At 44.1% G+C, this 22,979-nt stretch carries 18 protein-coding genes and 1 tRNA gene; 9 read left to right on the forward strand and 10 right to left on the reverse strand.

Annotated features, from left to right (window positions below):
• Positions 1-354 precede the first annotated feature (354 nt).
• The 3 genes from BTO09_RS13890 to BTO09_RS13900 form a co-directional block, all read right to left on the reverse strand.
• Positions 355-945, reverse strand: coding sequence for a hypothetical protein (locus BTO09_RS13890; RefSeq protein WP_087525357.1), 591 nt, complete (start codon positions 943-945; stop codon positions 355-357).
• Positions 946-1,831: 886 nt separating this feature from the next.
• Positions 1,832-2,518 carry a DUF4386 domain-containing protein gene (locus BTO09_RS13895; RefSeq protein WP_087525358.1) on the reverse strand — a complete coding sequence of 229 codons (687 nt, stop codon included), beginning with the start codon at positions 2,516-2,518 and terminating at the stop codon, positions 1,832-1,834.
• Between the two features lie 164 nt (positions 2,519-2,682).
• Positions 2,683-3,378 carry a CPBP family intramembrane glutamic endopeptidase gene (locus BTO09_RS13900; protein ID WP_087525359.1) on the reverse strand — a complete coding sequence of 232 codons (696 nt, stop codon included), beginning with the start codon at positions 3,376-3,378 and terminating at the stop codon, positions 2,683-2,685.
• A gap of 265 nt (positions 3,379-3,643) precedes the next feature.
• On the opposite strand from BTO09_RS13900, the gene BTO09_RS13905 reads away from it, so the two are divergent.
• On the forward strand, positions 3,644-4,219 hold the full coding sequence (locus BTO09_RS13905; RefSeq protein ID WP_087525360.1) for a DUF2306 domain-containing protein: 576 nt from the start codon (positions 3,644-3,646) through the stop codon (positions 4,217-4,219).
• Position 4,220: 1 nt separating this feature from the next.
• Here BTO09_RS13905 and BTO09_RS13910 read toward each other — a convergent pair whose 3' ends face one another.
• Entirely contained in the window at positions 4,221-4,970 is a 750-nt protein-coding gene (locus BTO09_RS13910; protein WP_087525361.1) for a DUF5995 family protein, read from the reverse strand.
• A 68-nt stretch (positions 4,971-5,038) separates the two neighbouring features.
• Entirely contained in the window at positions 5,039-5,488 is a 450-nt protein-coding gene (locus BTO09_RS13915) for a hypothetical protein (RefSeq protein ID WP_087525362.1), read from the reverse strand.
• Positions 5,489-5,667: 179 nt separating this feature from the next.
• Between BTO09_RS13915 and BTO09_RS13920 the strand changes: the two genes are divergently transcribed.
• A tRNA-Arg gene (locus BTO09_RS13920) sits at positions 5,668-5,741 on the forward strand.
• A gap of 1,252 nt (positions 5,742-6,993) precedes the next feature.
• On the forward strand, positions 6,994-8,286 hold the full coding sequence (locus BTO09_RS13925) for a Zn-dependent hydrolase (RefSeq protein ID WP_087525363.1): 1,293 nt from the start codon (positions 6,994-6,996) through the stop codon (positions 8,284-8,286).
• A 67-nt stretch (positions 8,287-8,353) separates the two neighbouring features.
• Here the strand turns inward: BTO09_RS13925 and BTO09_RS13930 are convergent, their stop codons facing one another.
• On the reverse strand, positions 8,354-8,770 hold the full coding sequence (locus BTO09_RS13930; RefSeq protein WP_087525364.1) for a CBS domain-containing protein: 417 nt from the start codon (positions 8,768-8,770) through the stop codon (positions 8,354-8,356).
• Positions 8,771-8,922: 152 nt separating this feature from the next.
• On the opposite strand from BTO09_RS13930, the gene BTO09_RS13935 reads away from it, so the two are divergent.
• From BTO09_RS13935 to BTO09_RS13945, 3 genes are read left to right on the forward strand one after another with little or no spacing between them, the layout of a single operon-like run.
• Positions 8,923-9,381 carry a 6-carboxytetrahydropterin synthase gene (locus BTO09_RS13935; protein WP_232454970.1) on the forward strand — a complete coding sequence of 153 codons (459 nt, stop codon included), beginning with the start codon at positions 8,923-8,925 and terminating at the stop codon, positions 9,379-9,381.
• Entirely contained in the window at positions 9,362-10,048 is a 687-nt protein-coding gene (folE, locus tag BTO09_RS13940) for a GTP cyclohydrolase I FolE (RefSeq protein ID WP_087525365.1), read from the forward strand. The genes BTO09_RS13935 and folE overlap by 20 nt, the downstream gene beginning before the upstream one ends.
• 34 nt (positions 10,049-10,082) lie before the next feature.
• A complete protein-coding gene (locus BTO09_RS13945) occupies positions 10,083-10,502 on the forward strand; it encodes a DUF2452 domain-containing protein (protein ID WP_087525366.1) in 420 nt (139 codons plus the stop codon).
• 11 nt (positions 10,503-10,513) lie between these two features.
• Here BTO09_RS13945 and BTO09_RS13950 read toward each other — a convergent pair whose 3' ends face one another.
• The gene (locus BTO09_RS13950; protein WP_087525581.1) at positions 10,514-12,562 is read right to left on the reverse strand and encodes an HD family phosphohydrolase; all 2,049 of its coding nucleotides are present in this window, start codon (positions 12,560-12,562) and stop codon (positions 10,514-10,516) included.
• 137 nt (positions 12,563-12,699) lie between these two features.
• Here BTO09_RS13950 and BTO09_RS13955 point away from each other — a divergent pair, with 137 nt between their 5' ends.
• Together BTO09_RS13955 and BTO09_RS13960 are read left to right on the forward strand one after the other, a co-directional pair.
• Positions 12,700-13,884 (forward strand): acetyl-CoA C-acyltransferase, encoded by a 1,185-nt coding sequence (locus BTO09_RS13955; RefSeq protein WP_087525367.1) that lies wholly within the window; start codon positions 12,700-12,702, stop codon positions 13,882-13,884.
• 8 nt (positions 13,885-13,892) lie between these two features.
• Positions 13,893-14,642, forward strand: coding sequence for a C40 family peptidase (locus BTO09_RS13960; RefSeq protein WP_087525368.1), 750 nt, complete (start codon positions 13,893-13,895; stop codon positions 14,640-14,642).
• Between the two features lie 54 nt (positions 14,643-14,696).
• Here BTO09_RS13960 and BTO09_RS13965 read toward each other — a convergent pair whose 3' ends face one another.
• Entirely contained in the window at positions 14,697-15,950 is a 1,254-nt protein-coding gene (locus BTO09_RS13965) for a tetratricopeptide repeat protein (protein WP_087525369.1), read from the reverse strand.
• A 67-nt stretch (positions 15,951-16,017) separates the two neighbouring features.
• The gene (gyrA, locus tag BTO09_RS13970) at positions 16,018-18,537 is read right to left on the reverse strand and encodes a DNA gyrase subunit A (RefSeq protein WP_087525370.1); all 2,520 of its coding nucleotides are present in this window, start codon (positions 18,535-18,537) and stop codon (positions 16,018-16,020) included.
• 260 nt (positions 18,538-18,797) lie between these two features.
• Here gyrA and BTO09_RS13975 point away from each other — a divergent pair, with 260 nt between their 5' ends.
• Positions 18,798-21,353: an ATP-dependent Clp protease ATP-binding subunit gene (locus BTO09_RS13975; RefSeq protein ID WP_087525371.1), complete on the forward strand. Its 2,556-nt coding sequence runs from the start codon at positions 18,798-18,800 to the stop codon at positions 21,351-21,353.
• A gap of 48 nt (positions 21,354-21,401) precedes the next feature.
• On the opposite strand, the gene hutH is transcribed toward BTO09_RS13975, so the two are convergent.
• Positions 21,402-22,910, reverse strand: a complete 1,509-nt coding sequence (gene hutH / locus BTO09_RS13980) for a histidine ammonia-lyase (protein ID WP_087525372.1) — start codon at positions 22,908-22,910, stop codon at positions 21,402-21,404.
• Positions 22,911-22,979 lie beyond the last annotated feature (69 nt).

The raw sequence follows: 22,979 nt of genomic DNA on the forward strand, positions 1-22,979 counted from the left end.
GATCAGGTTAGAATAATTTTAATCAAAAAAGGGACATTATAAATACACCATAACCACAACTAAACAATCCTCAAGATTTTAGTTCTGAGATTTTTTACCACGCCTTGACCTTAAAAAGCGGTAAAAGAAAAACACCGAAAGCACTAGGGTAAAAACCAAACCAGAGATTTTAAGCCAGTACTTTAAAGGTTCAGTTGGAAAGTCTGATTTATAAACTTCGCCAAGTTCTAGACCTAGAACCAAACACCCAAAAAAGAAGAGCAAAAGGTAGATTAGAGGGTATTTTGATAAGATAGTTTGCATGTTAACGTCATCAATATTGGTTTTCGATTTGGCGTTATCCTAAACACTACTTCAATGACCACAAGTCTCATTGTAATATTCCACAATTTGCCATAGGCCATCACGCATTCTAAAGTCTTTGTTCTCTACCTTTTCAATCAAGGAAGGACAATCTTGAAAGTATTCTAACACCCTCACTTTGAGTTGGTTGGCTACAGGTTCATATAGGCCCATATAGACCGGTTTATCATCTTCTGGTTTCTTTAGGTAGAACTTGGTTACGGTTTGTCCAAATGAAATACCGCCGGCTCCAGAGGAATTTATATTGTACTGATATACATAGAGCTCCAATTTTTCGCCAGGAATGACCAGTTCTAGTTTAAGGTATTTCTTACGGCCGTTAAATTGATAAAACCGATAGACCCTTTTGTCTAAATTGCCATCTGTTATACTCAAATAATCGATGTCTTCATAAGCAATGGTTTCTGGCTTGGCCATTTCATTTTCCTTGAACTTATAACCCTTGTTTTTGAATTTGCCTTCTCCATTGAGTTGCTCTCCAGATTTTAGAACCACCTTAGCCCTTCTGTAGGGGTCTCCAAATTGCCCTATTACTGTAGTGGTAGAAAGGGTTAAAAAGAGTAAAATGAGAAATATTCGCATATATCTTGTATTGTAATTTGATTATTGTAGAGTCATTAAAGATAGTACAAACCTTGATTTTTCTTACACACTAGAAGGCCTTGTTTGTAAATAATTCAGTTCGATTTGTTTCCCCCTACCCCCTCCAGATAGATCAACTGTTAAATTTTCTATAAAACAGTACCTTTTTATACATAGTACTGTAACATTCTGAATTTTGTGACGTCTATAAGGTGTACATCAAATCAATTAAATCAATTTTAAAACGAACATTACCGAACGAAGTTTTTACTTGAAAAACCAAACATCCAGTGGATGTTTGAGTGAGGTACCCGCGAAGCGGCAAGCTAAAACTAAGTTTACCAAACATTCTTAAATCAATTAACGAACATTAAAATCATTAAATCATGAACTCATCAATCACCACAAAAAGAACAGGACGTTATTTCTCAACAGGAATCAGCAGCAAAGGAGTACAATGGTCCAATTACAGGAACTACAGTCGCTAGTAGCGATAAAGACAGCACATCAATCAGCAAACAGTTAGCGCCATGAAAAAGCTCATAAACAAGCACATTCTGGAATCTAAACGATTCGTAATAGAAGCCTACAGGCAGCGTGGTTCCAGATTTTTACACAATCACGAGATCTATTACCTAAACTAATGAATTTAGTAGCAGAACCAGACAGGCAAGGGAAACAGCAGCAGTTGTTTCCCTTTTTTTGTTGTTAGTTTGGACTGTGTACTATCAGCTGCTCCCGCGCCAGCGATCGCAGCTAAGTACCGTGTACTGCGAAGAGCGCGGTCAAGAAGTAAACGCAGTGCTACTTCTTGGGGCGCCATTATATCACCTAAGAATTACTATTACAAGCATGCTTCCAATTCACGTGGTCTAATACGAAACTTCTACTCAACTGATTCAGCCAACTCAGGCGCTGCTTTAGGCGTGCTAAAGCCCTTAAAAAGTAACCAAACCGGAAGTACTAATTGAACCAGTCCAATGGGTAAAAGCATGTTCATGCTTATACTGCTGCCATAAATAGAGGCCAACTCCCCAATAAACATAAGCAGTACCGCCACTAGGCCAAAAACCGAAAGAATCTTTGGAACAAGTCTTGACAGATAGAGCATGTAGTAAAACACAAAAACTGGGAAGCAAGAAATAAGCAGATAGAAATAATGAGTCCAAAAATGGCGCTCATAAGCAAGTGCCCCTAAGGTGACCAGCGATTCATCGGTACTGCCATTTACATAGATCTTACTCAATTCCAAAAGTGATGCCACACTAACATTATCTATCATTATTGAGATGAAATTTAAAATGCAAAAGGCGAAGTACAGATAAGCCAAGGACCTGTGGTATTTCTTAAAGGTGGGCAATAAGATAGTCGCAATGGCAATAGAAACTATGCCGTTAAAAATGCCCAGAACCATGGAGCTTATAACTTGATCTGAGTGCGCGGCAGTGGCAGTTAAATATTGGTCCGAAAACAGCACAGGGCCTTGTAATACTTGAAATATTACTACGCCAGAGATAAAGACGAACAACAGTAAAGCACCTGTTATTCGGCCTAATTTTAAATTAGAATGCATCTTTGTGTTTTTGATTGATTTGTATAGCTAGAGACTGTCTCTACTTAGATAGACGCAATAATTGCAACTAAGGTTGCCTAGTGTTTAAATTAGTTTAGATCTTAAAGCTGAATAGCCGATTACTTCTTGAAAAATGTTGTAGCCATCTTTTGTTGCCTACAACATTACACCTTCCCCAACATAGAAGCCGTATTGAGCACACAATGCGCTATGATCAAAGGCCAAAGATTCCTGCCGAACTTAACATAGGCAATTCCCATGACCAGGCCAATTATAGCGACAGTTATAGATCTTTCCGATATATCGTAGGAATGTCTGAACCCAAAGATCAGAGCCTGCAGCAATACAGCAATAAGGGTGGCAAACCCGGTTTTAGAGAACAGCTTTTCAAACCAGGTGATCAGAAATCCCCTATCTAAAAGTTCCTCTAAGGCAGATTGGATCAAGATAAAAGGAATGATCGCAAAGAAATGTCCCCAATTGTCTTTTAGATCTCCAAATTTGGCGACCGCATCTTCTGCAGAAGTATCTGCGGCTAAGCTAATAGACAGCATTTCCGAGATCTGTTGAAAAAGGATGATCAGAATGGGAATAGCTACTAAGATGCCCAGGGTTACAAGTAGTGTTCTTAACCAGCTCTCCGGTTTTCGTAATCCAAGGTCTTTCCAAGTCATGCTGCGGACTCGCATGCGCCACATCGCTACTATTAAAGTCGCACTAGACCATAGTAAACCGTTGGCAATAAAGGGCAGCTCAGTAAAGTATAGCTCCCGTATTAAAAACATCACTGTTAGATACAGAATAATGTCAAAAAGAAATCCTTGGTAGTTAGTTTGTTTGATAGTTAGTTCTTGATTCATTCCGTGTGTAAGACGCAAGTCAGCGCTCTTGCGTTACAAGTCGTCGTGAAAATAGTTTTGATTATTGGTACTCTGGCAACGCTTTTATTCTCCCGTAGCCAGAAATTCTATTGTTCTTTTAATTGCTGCGGATGGTATTAAATATATACTCCTTATCGGCACTGAATTCATAAATATCATCATTTCTAAAAATTCCCTAAATTGAGAATTGATCAACTAACGCACGACAAAAACACCTAAAGCCATTCGATTCGGTCTGGGGCTTATGGCATTATTGGCCATAATCACAGGCTTCTACCCTTTTGTTTTTGCCTTCGCTTCAGGACAACAAGGATTATTTGGTAGTAAGCCAGAAGCCGTGCTACAAACTTCCTGGTATATTCCCATGTTCATGGTTCATGTCTTACTTGGAGCTGTAGCCATTTTAGCGGGTAGCACTCAGTTTTTCAAAGGGTTCAGAGCTCGAAATTTAAAGCTTCACAGAAACCTCGGTAAGCTCTACGTATTCACCGTTATCCCTAGTGGTTTAGCCGGATTGGTCGCTGGTTTTTACGCTTCGGGCGCCTGGTATTCCAAGGCGGGTTTCATTTGTCTGGCATTGGGTTGGCTCATTACTACTTGGGTCGCCTATACCAGTATAAGAAAGCGTCAAATAGACAAGCATCAACGCTGGATGATGCGCAGTTATGCCTTTTGTTTTGCCTTTGTGACCTTTAGAATTTATTTGGGATTGGGTGCGGCTATGGGAATCCCATTTAACGACTATTACTCCTATCTGTCCTTTCTGTGTTGGGTCCCCAACCTTGTGTTTATCGAGTGGCGTATTAAGAATCTCGAATAACTCAATCCAGCAGATCGCGTATCTTTTGACTTACAGGGCCGCGCTCACTCAGGCGTATTATCCAAAATACAAAGCGTTCTATTCGTCCCGGTCTCAGCAATTTCTTGCCAAAATTGGCAATGCGCTCGTCGCGCTGTAACAAAGCTAATCGCCGCTCCTCAGCCTCTAGCACTACGTACTCATTGGCAAACTCCCAAGCGCCATCTCGGGCCAAAGTCATAGAGAAATTGATTAGAAAGTCGTCTACTTTACGTGTTTTTTGTAAGATCCACAACAAGCCTGGCCAAATCCGAGCCAGACTTTGCTCTACCTCTTCCAAGAGTTCTGCTAAAACTTCATTGATTTTATTGAAATCGCCCTGCAGGTCAGCAATATTAACAGGCGTAGTTATAGTAGCGGCTGCAACTCCCAAGTCTAGGTTGATATGCGCATTCATTCCGGCCAAAAGGTGTTGCAAGACGATCACCTTTTGTGCTTCAGTAGCATTAAAGGCCAATTCCCAACTCTGGGTAGAGGGTTGGCCTTGTTTGTAATTGTGGTAAGCTTCTAAATACCGATTGGCAAAGACCACGTCTAGCCTTTCCATTCGCGGATTGTCGTCAAAATATCCCTGTGCGATCTTATCTTTTACACGCTGGGTAACCTTTAAATACAAGGCAGCAAAATAGCCTACAGGATCTTCCTCTATTACGGCTTTATCAACAATGTCATTCAGTGCTGCAATTACAGCATCAATAGTGGTTGCTCCCATACAACTGCAAATATCAATTAAATAGTTTGTTGGGGAGTATTGATAAAATGAGCCTGTTCAAATCGGTCCTACTCTATCTTGACATAATTCTCTGCAAAGGTCGCATTGCCTTCATCGTCGTAGGCTACTTGACTAAAGGTATTGTTGTCCATAAGCAATCTAAACTCGAACTGTCTAACGGTGTCTAAGGCTTTCATCATTTCTTTAGATCCGTACTCGATATACTCGACGAGCATACCGTCCTTTACCTCATAAGTTCCATAGCCAAACCAATCGTTGGTGTCTGTAGCATCGTAACGGGTCCACATAATATGGCCTTTGCTATACATTTTTACCTGGCGGTATCCGTTGAGATTGTACATGGTATCGGTTACCATATTACTTTCATAGAAGGTCTGATGCTTCAATTCCCAAACCCCACGCAGGGATTCTTCCAATTTTGCATCTTCATTTTTGTTCGTGGCCATAAAAACAGCGCCACAAATCATTGTTGCGAGAAGGATACTTACTTTTTTCATGTTGACGTATTAGTTGATAATGAAGCGATTGACTTAGTTTAAGTTACGAAAAAAAATTAACATTTGATCAAAATTCAATCCGCCCACCAATTGAAAAAACCGCGGAATCCTTTTCAAAAATTCTATTGGCTATATGCGGTAAAATATTCGTAAATTGTATATTTGCGCCCGAGTTAACCGGTCGCGTAGCTCAGCTGGATAGAGCATCTGCCTTCTAAGCAGACGGTCCCAGGTTCGAATCCTGGCGCGATCACGAATAAATCACACAATTAGAAAAAACGCCAAGCCTCGCTTGAGCGTTTTTTTGTTTGTGGGATTTTCAACGCGGAGCGTTGTAGGATCACGAGGCAACGCCGAGTAATCCGTTAGTGATTGCGGAGCGTTGCAGGATGTTGAGCGAGCCTCCTTTGCCGAAGGCTACGGAGGCCAATGAGCGAGTAATCCTAAATGTCATCTCGATACTATTTGCTTCGCAAATCACTCGATGACCGTATATGGTTTGCATTTTCTGGCGGGATGGTAAAGGATCACGAGGCAACGCCGAGTAATCCGTTAGTGATTGCGGAGCGTTGCAGGATCACGAGGCAACGCCGAGTAATCCGTTAGTGATTGCGGAGCGTTGCAGGATCACGAGGCAACGCCGAGTAATCCGTTAGTGATCAAGCGAAGCTTGCATAGGTTTGCATTTTCTGGTGGGATGGCAAAGGAACTTCGCGCAGCAAAGAATCCTGTAATAACAGTAGTCCAGACGGTCCCAGGCGGCTACCGCCGTGTAGCTCACTCAATTGTCCCCCGGACAATTGATTTTGCAAGCAAAATACCGTTCACTAGCCTGTTCGCGATCACTTAAAGCGTAAACCCTTGCAGAAAATGCAAGGGTTTTCTTTTTGCAAGCACGTCAAGAGTTTACTCTTGTATGTGCGGGCGAAGAGAAAACCATGAAAGCGAAGCTTGCATAGGATTGCATTTTCTGGTGGGATGACAAAGGATCACGAGCGAGCCTCCTTCGCCGAAGGCTAGGGAGGCCAATGAGCGAGTAATCCGTTAGTGATCGCGGAGCGTTGTAGGATCACGAGGCAAAGCCGAGTAATCCGTTAGTGATCAAGCGAAGCTTGCATAGGATTGCATTTTCTGGTGGGATGACAAAGGATCACGAGCGAGCCTCCTTCGCCGAAGGCTAGGGAGGCCAATGAGCGAGTAATCCGTTAGTGATCGCGGAGCGTTGTAGGATCACGAGGCAACGCCGAGTAATCCGTTAGTGATCAAGCGAAGCTTGCATAGGTTTGCATTTTCTGGTGGGATGGCAAAGGAACTTCGCGCAGCAAAGAATCCTGTAATAACAGTAGTCCAGACGGTCCCAGGCGGCTACCGCCGTGTAGCTCACTCAATTGTCCACAATCAGGAATAATTCAATAAATTTGGCTAAGCTGCTCATTTCGAACTACTCCTCTGTAATACCGAGGTTTATTTTACCGAAAAGCCATTAACCATCTAACCAAAGAATTATGAAAGCCATCTGCAATCTGTTGGGCATAATATTGCTACTCTCCCCTGTTTCGTTGCTGTCACAAGAACCTGTAAAAGTAAACACCAAAAGACTAGAAGCTAGTATTTTAGATCTGGGCAAAATTGGTATTGACGATAAAGGAACCCAGCGTGTGGCTTTTAGCGATGCCGATATTCAAGGTCGGGAATTTGTCATAAAACTCATGAAAAATGCCGGCTTGGAAGTTTACATAGACTTTGCCGGAAACATTATCGGGAAACGCCCAGGAAAAGATAATTCACTGCCTACCATCGCCTTTGGTTCACATATAGACACGGTGCCCAATGGCGGGAATTACGATGGCTGTGTGGGCTCCTTGGCAGCCATTGAACTCATCAACATCTTAAACGAGAATAAGATCGTTACCAATCATCCGCTAGAGGTAATTATATTCTCCAATGAAGAAGGCGGAGTGATGGGTAGTAGAGCAATTAGCGGGGAACTTCCCCAAGAAGCCTTGTCAGTTGTGAACAGTACAGGCTATTCTATGGGAGCAGGTATTAAGCGACTCGGAGGCGATCCTGACAGACTAAATGAAGTAGTAAGATCCGGGAAGAACCTCTTGGCCTTTCTGGAGCTGCATATAGAACAAGGAGGCAATCTAGATCAAGAAGGAATAGATATTGGCATTGTAGAAGGTATAGTGGGACTTAATTGGTGGGATGTAACCTTTTCCGGCTTTGCCAATCATGCCGGAACAACACCTATGAACAATCGCAAGGATGCCTTACTAGCGGCAGCCAAATTCATACAGGCAACCAATGAATCTGCCTTGAGCTTAGCGGGTAGACAGGTAGCAACTGTGGGGCGGATTTCTGCTTACCCCGGCGCACCCAATGTGATTCCAGGCCAAGTGGTCTTGTCCTTAGAAATTAGAGACCTTTCTACTGCAGTCATACAGCAGCTTTTCAACATCATAAAGGAAAAGGCGGCTGTGATCGCCGAAGAATCTGGAGTAAAAATTGAATTTGAAGCCTTGAGCACCACTGGCAAACCAGCCTTGACCGATCCAGAGATACAAGAGATCATCGAGGCCTCTGCGAAGGAACTCGAGCTGTCTTATATGTACATGCCAAGCGGCGCGGGGCATGACGCTCAAGACATGGCTATCATAACTCCAACGGCAATGATATTCATTCCAAGTAAGGCGGGCATCAGTCATTCTCCGCAGGAATTCTCGTCCGCAGCAGATATAGCCAATGGAGCAAATGTATTGCTGAGCACCATTCTTAAGTTAGACGCTCCTAAATAAAGTAAAAAGAACAGACCCGCTCACCCCCAGTAAACGGGTCTTCTCATCCGGCTGTGGAACTGCAATACTAGTTGTACTGCTCTATCAGATAATCAATCAAATCGGTAGTTGTTACAATTCCCGTTAATTTATCGCCATCCATTACCGGGAGGGCGTGAAATTGGTTTTTGGCCAAGGTAACAGCCACATCGTGAATGGTATCTGTCTTTTGCACGGTCTCCACATCTTTGGTCATAACCTGTTCAATGGTTAGTGCATCGTACATAGCGGTAGTGAGTCCCTGTCCATCCACTGTATTAATAAAACTAATCTTCTGAAGATCTGTTTTAGATAGCATCCCAACTACTTTATCGCCGCTCACCACAGGCACGTGATGAAATTGTTCTTCTTCTAGCATATCCTTTACATCGTAAAGCGTGTTGGTTTGATTCACCGTTTTAATGTTCGGGGTCATAATCTTTGAAATGGGTTCTCTTTTTTTCATGTTGTGATTTCTAAGGTTCTATTTCAAATCTAGCGGGAAAGTACCCCAAAAACTATGACCATTGTCAGCTGTAATGGTTCTATAGATAAATTTTGTTTAATCTTTAACACTTTTAGTTAAACAATAAACTATCTTTACTAAAAATAATGCTGATGAAAACCACCATGCTAGGCAGTTCAGCCCTTTTAGAAAGACCAACGGCGCTAAAGACCGCCATAGTTCGCAGAGAACATTTCAACGCGGCACACCGTTTGCATAACCCAAACTGGAGTGAAGCCAAGAACCAAGCGGTTTTTGGCAAATGCAACAACCCGCACTATCACGGCCACAATTATGAATTGGAAGTGAAGGTAATAGGCTATTGTGACCCGGAAACCGGTTATGTTATGGACGCCAAAGTGCTTTCAGACCTTATAAAAGAACAGATCTTGGAGCGATTTGATCATAAGAATCTCAACTTAGAAGTTGCGGAATTCAGTAATTTGAACCCCACGGCAGAAAATATTGCCCGTGTTATCTACGAATTGCTCAAAGTGCAATTGCCCCTAGACACCGAATTAAAAATCACCCTTTACGAAACACCGAGAAATTATGTTGAATACCCTTATTAACGGTCATAAACTTAACGGATTCTCTACCGAAGAAATTGGTGACGATCACCTCTATACTGGAATAGAAACCCCCATGCGCGAAGATGCCTTTGCGCTTTCAGATAACGAAAAGAAGGCCCAGATCGCAAAGCTTTTCGCTCAGATCATGGATGTCATGGGACTAGATCTTACAGACGACAGCTTGCAAGGCACGCCAGAGCGTGTGGCCAAAATGTATATCGATGAGATTTTCTGCGGACTCGACCCAAAGAACAAACCTCGTGTAGCGCTTTTTGATAACAAGTACCAATACAACCAGATGCTGGTAGAAAAGAACATCAGTTTCTACTCCAACTGTGAGCATCACTTTGTTCCTATCGTTGGAAAGGCTCATGTTGCCTACATTTCTTCTGGCAAGGTCATTGGTCTATCTAAGTTGAATCGCATTGTTCAATACTATGCCAAGCGACCACAGGTTCAAGAGCGTCTTACCAATCAGATCGCTAGAGAACTGGTCACTGCCTTAGATACTAAAGATGTAGCTGTTATCATAGATGCCAAACACCTCTGTGTGTCTTCGCGTGGTGTTAAGGACGATACCTCCTCTACCGTTACTTCTTATTACGGCGGAGCTTTTAACAGCCCGGAGCGCATCGCAGAATTGCAGAATTACATCCAAGGCTTATAAATCATACAAAGACGTTTTTGCTACCTTTACCCCTATGGCAGCTAAAAAACCGGACAACGTAGTCTATAACGAAGAAGAGCAGCGCTATGACGCTGCTCTTAAACCTTATGCCACTAATGTAGGTGCTCCTGCTATTACTGCCGCAGACAATTCTGGCTGGAAATTAGCCAGTGTAAAAACAGTGAACGAGCGCTTTAAGGCCAAGTTCGAGGATATCCACAAACAGTATCAAGAACTCACCCAGCAGTACGAGCGCAATCAATTGGTCTATAATGCCAAATTCAGTTTTGAGCCGCAATTGGGCCAAGTCTATCATTTGTATCGCGATAGCCAAATGCAGCCTTTCTTGTCTATCATAAGACCAGAGGAATGTAATTTTGATTATGTGGGCAGCTATCGGATCAATGCAGACCGCATGTGGGAAGAAGTACAGCGCGCAGCCTCAGAAGAATAGTCTTGCGCTTTTTACTCCGGATATTCTACCCGCAAGTGATAGATATTAGAGAGCTTCTTTTTAAGTACCTTTTTAACCGTTTGAATTTCTTTAAAGGTAATATTGGCATTTAGGAACTGTCCTTGTTCCATTTGCTTGCTCACAATATTCTCTACAAAGGCCTCGATCTTGGTATAGGTCGGTTCTTTTAAACTCTTACTAGCCGCTTCTACACTGTCTGCCATCATTAGTATTGCAGTCTCCTTGCTAAACGGAATCGGCCCAGGATAGCGGAAAGGTGCTGTGTCTATTTCGTCACCTTCTTTTTCTTGTTGCTTTTTGTAGAAGTAATACACCAAGCTTGTTCCGTGGTGGGTTCTTATAAAGTCGATCACTCGGTCTGGCAGGTTATTCTTTTTGGCAATCTCTATTCCCTTTATAACATGATCAATGATAATACGTGCACTTTCGGCCGGTTCCAGATCGTCGTGAGAGTTTACCGCCGTAGCCTGATTCTCTGTAAAATAGGTAGGATTGGCCATTTTCCCGATATCGTGGTACAAGGCTCCAACACGAATAAGCATAGCGTTGGCCCCAATTTCATTGGCCGCGGCTTCTGCCAAATTCGCCACGTTCAGGGAGTGGTGAAAAGTTCCGGGAGCCTTATCGGAGAGTTCTTTGAGCAATTTGGAATTGGTATCGCTAAGCTCGAGCAGCGACACATCAGACACCAATCCGAAGATCTTCTCATAAAAATAAATAAGCGGATAAGACAGTAAGGTCGCCAATCCTGCGAGTATAAAGTAGCCAAAGGTCAACTCATCCAAACCAGAAATACCGCCTTCGTGTATCACATTAAAGGCAAAATAGCCCAACATATATATGATGGTGATCTGTCCAACTGATATAAAGAGATTGGCCCGCTTATACAGCTCAGAAACGGTAAGTATGGTAACTATACCCGCAATGATCTGCAAGAACATATACTCAAAACTATTGGGCACGATAAAGCCCAGCAGTAAAACGGTAAGTACATGGACAAACAGTCCCAATCTAGGATCAAAAAAGGCTTTGAGAATTAACGGAAGCACACAAAGTGGTACTACATAGACGTATTTAGGGTCATACTTTACCACCAAAGTGGTCAAGAGAACCATGAGTACTATATTGAAAAAGATAAAGGTCACTTTGGTGTTGTTGGCAAATATCTCTTGTCGGTATTTGCGCAAGAACAAAAGCAACATCATTAGAGCCAATGATACCAAGAGGGCGTAGCCAAAAACGATCCAATTGTAGTTGGACTTGGTCCAAACTTGGCTTTCGTATTCCATCCGCAGCGATTCCAATATCTGGTACTTCTCTCCTTCTACAACTTCTCCCCGCGCAATGATCCGACGATCCGCCTCAACAATACCCTTGGTGGGTGAGATTCCCGCCAAGGCTTCTTCTAGCGTGGTTTCGGTAAAACGTTTGTTATAGCTAACATTGGGTTCAAAGATGCCGATCAAGGCTTGTTGCAGCAGGTTTGCATCCGCAGCATAAACGCTTGCATTGATCTGCTGTGTAAGGTTGGTGTTTATATCGCCCAATACTTGTAAGCTGCCAAAGGCCACCCGTGATCCTTGGTTGCCTTCTCGTAAGAACACCATTTTGTCTGCTGCATAAGGCATTGTTTCTCCCAAGACTCCGGGGTCGTATACTTTATCTATGAGTGACAAGCCGTAATTGCTCAATACAGACTGCGGATAGCTGCTCAGCGAATCCACATAATTGGCGGCTAGACGGTTGGCAAAGTTAGCCTTTACCCTTTCGGCAACACCTGCATCCAAGTCAAAATATGGAGTGATATTATTGCGGATCTCTTCTTGCTCTGCAGCCAGAGCCTCTGCGTCCTTCTTAATGGCGAAGTCAAACGGCGCATACAAGTTCTCGTCTTGCCATACCTGTCCTTTTTGATAATCGTATTTGAACTTCCCTCCTTTTGGAAAGAAATAAATAATCAATACTGTGGCTGCGATAAATAATACCGCTTTGTATAGTAAGGATTGGTTCCTGTAGAAGTTAAACTTGAATTTTGCCATCTGAGATAATTCAAAGATACCCATATAATTGAATTTGCCAACGCTCTTGGCTAGCAATATCCGGACTGTTAATTGGTTGCTGAATCCTTTTAAAAATTGTAGTTTTGCAGGACAAAAAAACTAGCTAAATCACTGTTATGTCTACAAAGAAAGTTGTTATTGTTTCCATGGCCAGAACGCCTATCGGCAGTTTTATGGGGTCACTCTCATCGCTTACTGCCGCACAATTAGGTTCGGTGGCTATTAAAGGCGCGATAGATAAGATCAAGCTCGATCCCAGCTTAGTAGACGAAGTACTTATGGGTAATGTGGTGCAGGCTGGAGTTGGACAAGCTCCTGCACGCCAAGCGGCCATTGGAGCTGGACTTGGCGATCATGTTCCTTGTACTACAGTGAATAAAGTATGTGCCTCTGGAATGAAAGCCGTTATGCAAGGCGCACAAGCCATACAAACCGGAGATGCAGAGATCGTCGTTGCCGGAGGTATGGAGAGCATGAGTAATATTCCGCATTATTTACCACTGCGTAAAGGGCATAAATTCGGACCGCAGACCATGATAGATGGTATGCAAAAAGACGGCCTGGTCGATGCCTATGACCAGAACGCTATGGGTGTTTGTGCAGACCTCTGCGCTACAGAGCACAATTTTAGCCGAGAAGAGCAAGATGCATTCGCTATTCAATCTTACGAGCGTTCTGCGGCAGCTTGGGAAGCCGGCAAATTTGCAGACGAGGTAGTTCCGGTAAGCGTACCACAGCGCAAAGGAGACCCTATCATTGTTGCCGAGGACGAAGAGTACAAAAATGTGCGTTTCGACAAAGTGCCACAACTAAGACCGGCCTTTACCAAGGACGGTACCGTAACTGCTGCCAACGCATCTACCATTAATGACGGTGCAGGTGCAGTGGTTTTAATGAGCGAAGAAAAAGCAGCCGCTATGGGGCTAACGCCTTTGGCGGTGATCGAATCTTTTGCCGATGCAGCCCACGAGCCTAAATGGTTCACCGTGGCTCCTGCAAAAGCCTTACCCAAGGCCTTGGCCAAAGCAGGTGTCAGTATAGACGATATTGACTTTTTTGAATTCAACGAAGCCTTTGCTGTGGTTGGCTTGGCCAATATGAAACTTTTAGGGCTTAACGATTCCAATGTCAATGTTCACGGAGGAGCTGTTTCTTTAGGGCATCCGCTAGGATGCAGTGGTGTTCGAATTTTGATTACCTTGATCAGCGTGTTACGACAAAACAATGCAAAAAAAGGAGCTGCTGCTATTTGTAATGGCGGCGGAGGTGCTTCTGCCATGGTAATCTCTAATCCTAATTAAATCCCACCTTGAATTACGGCCTCTGTCCTTTAAGTATAGTTCCCGTTAGAGAAGCTGCTGCGGATACCAGTGAATTGGTAACCCAAGTGCTTTACGGGGAACACTTTAAGGTGTTGGAGTCTCGTGCCAAATGGAGTAAGATCCGTCTGGAATGGGATGCTTACGAAGGCTGGATAGACAACAAACAGTTGGTCTCCATCAGCAAGGAACAATACGAGGCCTTAAGTGCGGCCCCTGATGTTCTCAGTGCAGATCTGGTAGATTTTGTGACCCATAGCAATGGACAACTTATGCCAATACCCATTGGCAGTTGTGTACACGCTTGTGAACTTTTAGGACACACCCACGAGGGCAATACATTAAGTGGCACTATCGAAAAAGCCCATTTAGTAAATACAGCCTTGCTTTATCTGAACAGCCCTTATTTATGGGGTGGAAAAACGCCTTTCGGGATCGATTGCAGCGGGTTCACCCAAATGGTATACAGACTCAATGGCTATCGCCTAAAACGCGACGCCAGTCAGCAGGCTACGCAAGGAGATGCCTTTAGTTTTATAGAAGAATGCGAACCAGGCGATCTGGCTTTCTTCGATAATAAAGAAGGCGATATCATTCACGTAGGTATCGTACTCAAAGACAACTACATCATTCACGCCCACGGTCAAGTTAGAATAGACCGTCTAGACCACACAGGCATCTTCAATGCCGAGCGCAATACCCATACCCATAAGTTGCGCGTGCTAAAACGCATCGTTTAAGCAAAAAAAAACCACCGCCAAAGGCCGGTGGTTTTAACAGCAGGGATGTATTGGTTATCCACCAAGCTCTTCCAAGCGAGCTTTCTTAGCTTTAAACTTTTCTGTGTCTCCCAAGATGGAATAGATGTTCATTAGTGTACGAACTATCTCCACATTCTCTTTAGCGGCGTTAGCCTTCTCAAAGTAAGGCGCAGCTTCGCGGTATACTTGTTCGCGCTGTGCTTTCAATTCGTCATAACGACGATTGTCTGCAGCAGAAGTACCAAGATTGTTCATCTCGTCTACTATAGCTCCTTCTTGAGCAATGATCAAGGAAGCCATGTTGATATTAGCGTCTGCGAAATCTGGATCGATCTCTAGCGCCTTCATATAGTATTGCTTTGCAGCCTCAGTGTCACCAGCTTTAGCAGAAACTACTCCCAAGTTGAATTGGGTCTGAGGATTGTTTGGCTCTTTTTCTGCAGCTTCGTTCATAAGCTCCTTAAAGCGCTCAATGTTCCCCATTTTGTACTGAACGTCAGCTTCTGTCATAAGCAGACCCATATCGTCTGGCTCAAGGGCTCTAGCGGCCTTCATAGCGGCGACAGCTTCTTCGTTACGGCCAAGACTCACATAGATCAAAGCGATGTTCTTAGTGATCTCTGTAGCACGAGATTCCGATTTAACGGTCTCTGGCTTAATGAAATCTCCACTCTTTACGTAAAGCTCACGCTCTGCTGGTGAGTTGAATTCTTTTACCTCGCCAGTTTCCTTATCGGTAGCTACGTACTTCTCAGTGATTCCGGTATAACCTAGATCTTGAAGCTCTTTGTAGTACTCGATAGCTTTGTCGTACATCTTACCGGTAACCAGGTTAGAAGCAGCGAAATACAAGAAGGAAGTATCCTGAGGATTCACGCGATACATGGCCTCTAATTTAGAAGCAGCCATCTCATAGGCTTTGTTGTTCTGATCGGCAACTGCGCTATTTACAACGGCGGTGCGGATGCTGTTAGCCAAAGTAGCTAATTCCTGATTCGTTCCATCAAGGTCTTTACCCATCTTTACAGCTTCTGCAGCGGCCAACATATCGTTGGAATCCGTAACGGCTCCATCCATAAATAAGGCCTGAGCTTTATAGAGGTAAAAATCTACCTTTTGATCATCGCTCAGCGCTCCCATCATTCCTTCTACTGTGCTCAGCAAATTCTTAGCTCCTGCATAATCGCCACCCTTTAGGGCCTTGCTCACTGCACGTAGCTCTTTCTTTTGCGCAAAGCTGCTCAAAGTTCCGGCTATCAATAAAACAATTAAAAATCGTGTTTTCATGTCAATAAAGTTTAATGGCTCGCCTTACAATTGGGGAAGACGATTCATTGTTTGTGGTTTTAAGTAATTACTCATTAGATTCATCGGTCGCTGTATCCGTATCAATCGGCGTGCCATCTTCTGCAATTTGCTCTTCATCCACTTCGTCTTCGTCGTGCATTACTTTAGCAACTGCAGCAATGGAGTCATCATCTCTCACTTTAATGAGTCTAACTCCTTGAGTAGCTCTACCCATAACTCGCAGATCCTCAACGGCCATACGAATGGCGATTCCAGACTTGTTGATGATCATCAGGTCGTCTGCATCGCTCACATTTTTTATGGCGACTAATTTACCAGTTTTTTCGGTAATACTAATGGTTTTCACCCCTTTTCCACCACGGTTGGTGATGCGGTAATCTTCCAAACTAGATCGTTTTCCGTATCCGTTCTCTGAAACAACAAGGATATCGGTTGAGAAATCGTTCACAGCGATCATTCCCACTACCTCGTCATCTGGACCAGCCAGCGTGATACCGCGTACTCCAGAAGCATTACGGCCCATTGGGCGTGTCTTCTCTTCTTCGAAGCGGATGGCCTTACCAGATTGTACTGCCAGCATGACCTGGCTGTCTCCTGTGGTCAACTTAGCTTCTAGCAGCTCATCGTCTTCGCGAATAGTAATCGCATTGATACCATTGGTTCTAGGTCTAGAATACTGCTCCAAAGAGGTTTTCTTCACTTGTCCCTTTTTGGTAGCCATGATCACATAGTGGCCATTGATGTACTCTTCGTCCTTGAGGTCTTGGGTACAGATAAAGGCTTTTACCTTATCGTCTGGTTCTATATTGATCAAATTCTGAATAGCTCGACCCTTAGAGGTTCTGCTGCCTTCTGGGATCTCAAAGACCCGCATCCAGAAACATTTTCCTTTTTGAGTGAAGAACAACATATACTGGTGGTTGGTCCCAACAAATAAATGCTCTAAGAAGTCTTCATTTCTTGTTGCTGAGGCCTTTTGCCCTACACCACCGCGATTTTGCTTCTTGTATTCGGTAAGCGAGGTTCGTTTGATGTATCCGGCGTGAGAAATAGTGATCACCACCTTCTCATCAGCAATAAGGTCTGTAATGCTTACATCTCCTCCGGCGTATTCGATGTTCGAGCGACGCTCGTCACCAAACTTCTCGCGAACTTCTTCCAATTCTTCTTTGATGATGTCCATACGACGCTCCTTTTTAGCAAGGATGTCCTTGTAGTCTTCTATGGTCTTCATCAGTTCGTCGTACTCAGCGCGTAATTTGTCTTGCTCCAGTCCTGTCAATTGACGCAGACGCATCTCTACGATGGCCTTGGCCTGGATCTCAGAAAGCTCGAAAGTTTTCATCAACTTCTCACGAGCTTCATCGGCATTGGCCGAAGCGCGGATGAGTTTGATCACCTCGTCGATATTGTCCGAAGCGATAATGAGTCCTTCTAAAATATGTGCACGCTCTTCTGCCTTGCGCAATAAGTACTCGGTACGACGCACCACTACCTCGTGGCGGTGTTCCACAAAATAATGGATCAGTTCCTTGAGGTTCAATAGACGCGGACGCCCATTCACCAAGGCAATGTTATTTACACTAAAGCTGGATTGCAGCTGGGTGTACTTATAAAGCATGTTCAGCACGATATTCGGGATCGCGTCGCGCTTTAAGATGTATACGATACGCATTCCTTTACGGTCGGATTCGTCTCGAATAGTAGAGATACCTTCTATCTTCTTGTCGTTGACCAGATCCGCAGTCTTTTTGATCATATCGGCCTTATTGACCTGATACGGGATCTCTGTCACCACGATCGCCTCGCGCCCGTTCACTTCTTCAAAGCTGGCCTTCCCACGCATCACTACACGTCCACGACCGGTGTGAAAGGCATCCTTTACTCCTTCGTATCCGTAGATAGTTCCACCGGTTGGGAAATCGGGAGCTTTGACGTGCTGCATGAGCTCGTCTATAGTGATGTCATTATTATCTATATATGCGATGGTTCCGTCCACTACCTCAGAAAGGTTGTGTGGCGGCATATTGGTGGCCATCCCTACTGCGATACCAGAAGCACCGTTTATAAGCAAGCCCGGCACACGCGTAGGAAGCACTGTAGGCTCTTTTAAGGTATCGTCAAAGTTAAGTTGGTGGTCTACGGTCTCTTTGTCTATATCGGCCAGCATTTCTTCTGAAATGCGTTGCATGCGCGCTTCTGTATAACGCATTGCCGCCGGAGAGTCTCCATCGATGGATCCGAAGTTACCTTGTCCATCGACCAACATATAGCGCAGACTCCACTCCTGAGCCATACGAACCATGGCGTCGTAAACCGAGGTATCACCGTGCGGGTGGTACTTACCGAGCACCTCTCCCACAATACGCGCAGATTTCTTGTGTGCAGAACCTGCCCGAACCCCTAATTCATACATTCCGTACAGCACGCGGCGGTGAACCGGTTTCATACCGTCACGCACATCTGGCAGCGCACGTGACACAATGACCGACATCGAATAATCGATGTAGGCTGACTTCATTTCATCTTCAATGTTGATAGGGATTAATTTTTCACCTTCAGCCATAAAAAAATCGTTTAGTTTTCAATCAAAATTTATAACAAGGCAAGATACGGTTTTCAGCCCTTTTTTATTGGTCTTCACAGCGCTTTTACCTACAATTTTATTAACAAATTTTTAGGGGGTTTTCGTTAATAACTCAGGGGGGATTTGTTTGGTTATGCGTTTGTTTTTTCGTCCTTTTACTTACAATGGTGTATTTGAGGTACAATTTTTGCTCCTTAATCATTGTTTTAGTAATTTTAGACAGAAAGGAATTCTAGATTATGGATGATAATTTTTCTCCCAGAGTAAAAGATGTAATTGCCTACAGTAAAGAGGAGGCATTGCGTCTGGGCCATGATTTTATCGGCACCGAACACTTGATGTTGGGATTGCTGCGCGATGGCAATGGGAAAGCTATAAACATACTCAATGCGCTGGATATTGACCTGAATAACCTGCGCCGCAAGGTTGAGATATTGAGTCCTGCCAATCCAAATTCGGCAGCGACCTCCAACGATAAAAAGAATCTGCATTTGACCCGTCAGGCCGAACGCGCCCTTAAGACGACCTTTTTAGAGGCCAAGCTGTTTCAAAGCTCGTCTATCAATACGGCTCATTTGCTGTTGTGTATTCTCAGAAACGAGAACGACCCAACGACCAAGTTGTTGAACAAACTCAAGATCGATTACGACGGCGTTAAAGACCAATTTAAATTTATGATCGCAAACGACGATGACTTTATAGATTCGCCTACGGCAGAATCCTCTTTTGGTGACGAAGATGACGCAACCGCAGAAGACGGCGGTAAAGACAATCCTTTTGGTGGCGGAAGCACCAAGGGGAATAAAAAGTCGAAAACGCCTGTTTTAGATAACTTCGGACGCGATCTGACTGCCCAGGCCGAAGAAGGCAAATTAGATCCTGTAGTAGGACGTGAAGCCGAAATTCAGCGTGTTTCTCAGGTATTGAGTCGCCGTAAAAAGAACAACCCGCTCCTTATTGGAGAACCTGGGGTTGGTAAATCTGCCATTGCAGAAGGCCTAGCCCTGCGTATTGTACAGCGTAAAGTGTCACGTATTCTTTACGACAAGCGCGTAGTGACTTTAGATCTTGCGAGCTTAGTTGCAGGTACCAAATACCGCGGACAGTTCGAAGAGCGTATGAAGGCAGTGATGAACGAGCTGGAAAAGAACGACGACATCATTCTGTTTATCGATGAGATCCACACTATTGTTGGCGCCGGAGGTGCCACAGGTTCATTGGATGCTTCGAACATGTTCAAACCGGCCCTAGCACGTGGTGAGATACAATGTATTGGTGCCACTACGCTAGACGAGTATCGTCAATACATCGAGAAAGACGGTGCCCTAGAGCGTCGTTTTCAAAAGGTATTGGTGGAACCCACCTCTGTAGAAGAGACCATCGAGATCCTCAAGAACATCAAAGAGAAATACGAGTCACATCACAATGTAACTTATACTGACGATGCTTTGGAGGCTTGTGTAAAGCTGACAAACCGTTATATGACGGACCGTTTCTTACCTGACAAAGCTATTGACGCTTTGGACGAAGCCGGTTCACGTGTGCACATAACTAACATCAATGTGCCTTCTACTATTTTGGATATTGAGAACAAACTGGAAGAAGTTCGCGAACTCAAGAATACGGTGGTCAAAAAGCAGAAGTACGAGGAAGCTGCTAAACTACGCGATGACGAAAAGAATTTAGAACGAGAATTAGCGCGTGCTCAAGAGGCATGGGAAAACGAATCCAAGCTGCACCGCGAAACCGTATCCGAAGAGAATGTCGCAGAAGTGGTCTCTATGATGACAGGCGTTCCTGTGAATCGCATAGCACAGACTGAAAGCACCAAATTGGCTGCCCTCCCCGATCGTATCATGGGCAAAGTGATCGGTCAAGACGAGGCTGTAAAAAAAGTCGTTAAAGCCATTCAGCGTAACCGTGCCGGACTTAAAGATCCAAACAAACCGATCGGTTCCTTTATATTTTTAGGGCAAACTGGAGTTGGTAAGACGCAGTTGGCTAAAGTTTTGGCGCGCGAACTCTTTGATTCTGACAACGCCTTGATCCGTATCGATATGAGCGAATACATGGAGAAATTTGCCGTTTCTCGTTTAATTGGTGCACCTCCAGGATATGTTGGTTATGAAGAAGGTGGGCAACTCACCGAGAAGATCCGCCGTAAACCTTATGCTGTTGTGCTGCTCGATGAGATCGAAAAAGCGCATCCAGACGTATTTAATATGATGCTACAGGTATTGGATGACGGATATTTGACAGATTCTCTGGGTCGAAAGATCGACTTTAGAAATACGATCATCATCATGACCTCTAATATCGGATCACGCAAGCTGAAGGACTTTGGACAAGGAGTTGGTTTTGGCACCTCAGCCAAGATGAACCAAGCCGATGCACACGCCAAGAGTGTTATCGAGAATGCTTTAAAGAAGACTTTCGCACCTGAATTCTTGAACCGTATAGACGATGTAATGGTGTTCAACGCCCTAGAGCGTGAAGACATCCACAAGATCATCGATATCGAACTAGATAAATTGATCGCCCGTATTTCTGATCTGGGTTACACCCTACAGCTTACCGAAAAAGCCAAAGACTATATTGCAGACAAAGGCTTTGACAAGGACTACGGTGCCAGACCGCTCAAACGGGCTATCCAGAAGTATGTGGAAGATGCCCTAGCGGAAGAGATCATCAATACTTCGCTGCAAGAAGGAGATACCATTACCATGGATCTGGACAGCAAGACCGGAGAACTGAAGATCAAGATCAAAAAACAGAAAAAGCCTACGAATTCGTAGGCTTTTGTCTTTATATCCTTAGGCTAAAACTAGCGCTAACTGACCGAGTTAATATAGCTCCGCAGCATCTATCTTTAAGCCCTCTAAAAAGCTAATGCTGTTGTGGATGTCTTCGGAAAGGATCCTGTCTTCTGAAACCACAGGCACTTCACCGCGATACACTTCTAAAAGCGACTCCAAAAAGGCGGAGGTCTTAAGCGGTGCTCTAAAAGCCAATGCTTGTGAGCTATTCATCAGTTCTATAGCCAGCACCTTAGTAACATTTGCGGCAATACGGTAACATTTGGTAGCCGCATTAGCTCCCATGCTCACATGATCTTCTTGCCCATTGCTAGAAACTATGGAATCCACAGAAGCCGGACTGGCCAATTGTTTGTTCTGGCTCACTATGCTCGCTGCGGTATACTGCGGAATCATAAATCCGGAATGCAAACCTGGCTTTTGTACCAAAAAGTCTGGTAAGCCTCTTAAGCCAGAAACCAACTGATAGGTGCGACGCTCTGAAATATTCGCCAATTCGGCTAAAGCAATTCCCAGATAATCCAAGGCCAAAGCCAAAGGTTGCCCATGAAAGTTCCCGCCTGAGATGATTCTGTCTTCTCCAACAAAAATATTTGGATTGTCCGTTACCGAATTGATCTCTGTAAGTATCGTTTGCGCCACAAAATCTAAAGTGTCTTTGGTGGCTCCGTGTACCTGTGGCACACAGCGAAAAGAATACGGATCTTGCACATTGGATTTCTCCCCTGCTGCTATTTCACTTCCGTCTAAGAATTCAAGTATTCGCGCAGCCGTCTTGATCTGCCCTTTGTGCGGGCGAACCAAATGTACTAGCGGATCAAAAGGACTCAAGTTGCAATCAAAAGCGTCTACAGAACTAGCGGCAATAAGGTCTGCCAGATAAGACAGTTTGTAGCCTTGAAGCAGCAATTCCACCCCGTAAGCACTCATAAACTGGGTACCGTTTAGCAGGGCCAAACCTTCTTTGGCTTGTAATTTTATCGGGCTTAAGTTCAATTGTTTTAATACGTCGGAGGCCAAGTGGCGCTCGCCCTTAAAATAAACCTCTCCTTTTCCGAGTAGTGGCAAAGCCAAATGCGCTAATGGTGCCAAATCCCCAGAAGCCCCTAAACTGCCCTGTTGGAACACCACTGGCAATACTTCGTGGTTGTAGAATTCAATGAGTAATTCTACAGTTTCTAAAGACACTCCACTGTGGCCATAGCTCAAAGATTGGATCTTTAGCAATAGCATGGTCTTTACTACGGCTTCGGGAACTTCTTCGCCCACACCACAAGCATGAGACATAACTAAATTCTCTTGCAATTCGGTTAGTTTGTCTTCAGAAATAACAACATTACACAAGCTGCCAAAGCCTGTATTTATACCGTAAACCGGTGACTTGGAAGACTCCAATTTGCCGTGTAAGTAGTCATAGGAACGCTGAATTCTCTCCCGAGCAGCATCGCTGAGTTGTAAGTGGTGAGGCTGTTCAGCCAGTTTCTTTAAAAGCGGTAAGTCCAAGGTAGACGAACCGATCTGATAGGTGGCATCCATACTGTTAGTTGATGCCTCAAAAATACACTTTCTGCGTCAATATATAAGGAGGAACCAAAAGCAAATGTC

Origin of the sequence: Gilvibacter sp. SZ-19 (genome assembly GCF_002163875.1) — a bacterium.
Lineage (GTDB): Bacteria > Bacteroidota > Bacteroidia > Flavobacteriales > Flavobacteriaceae > Gilvibacter.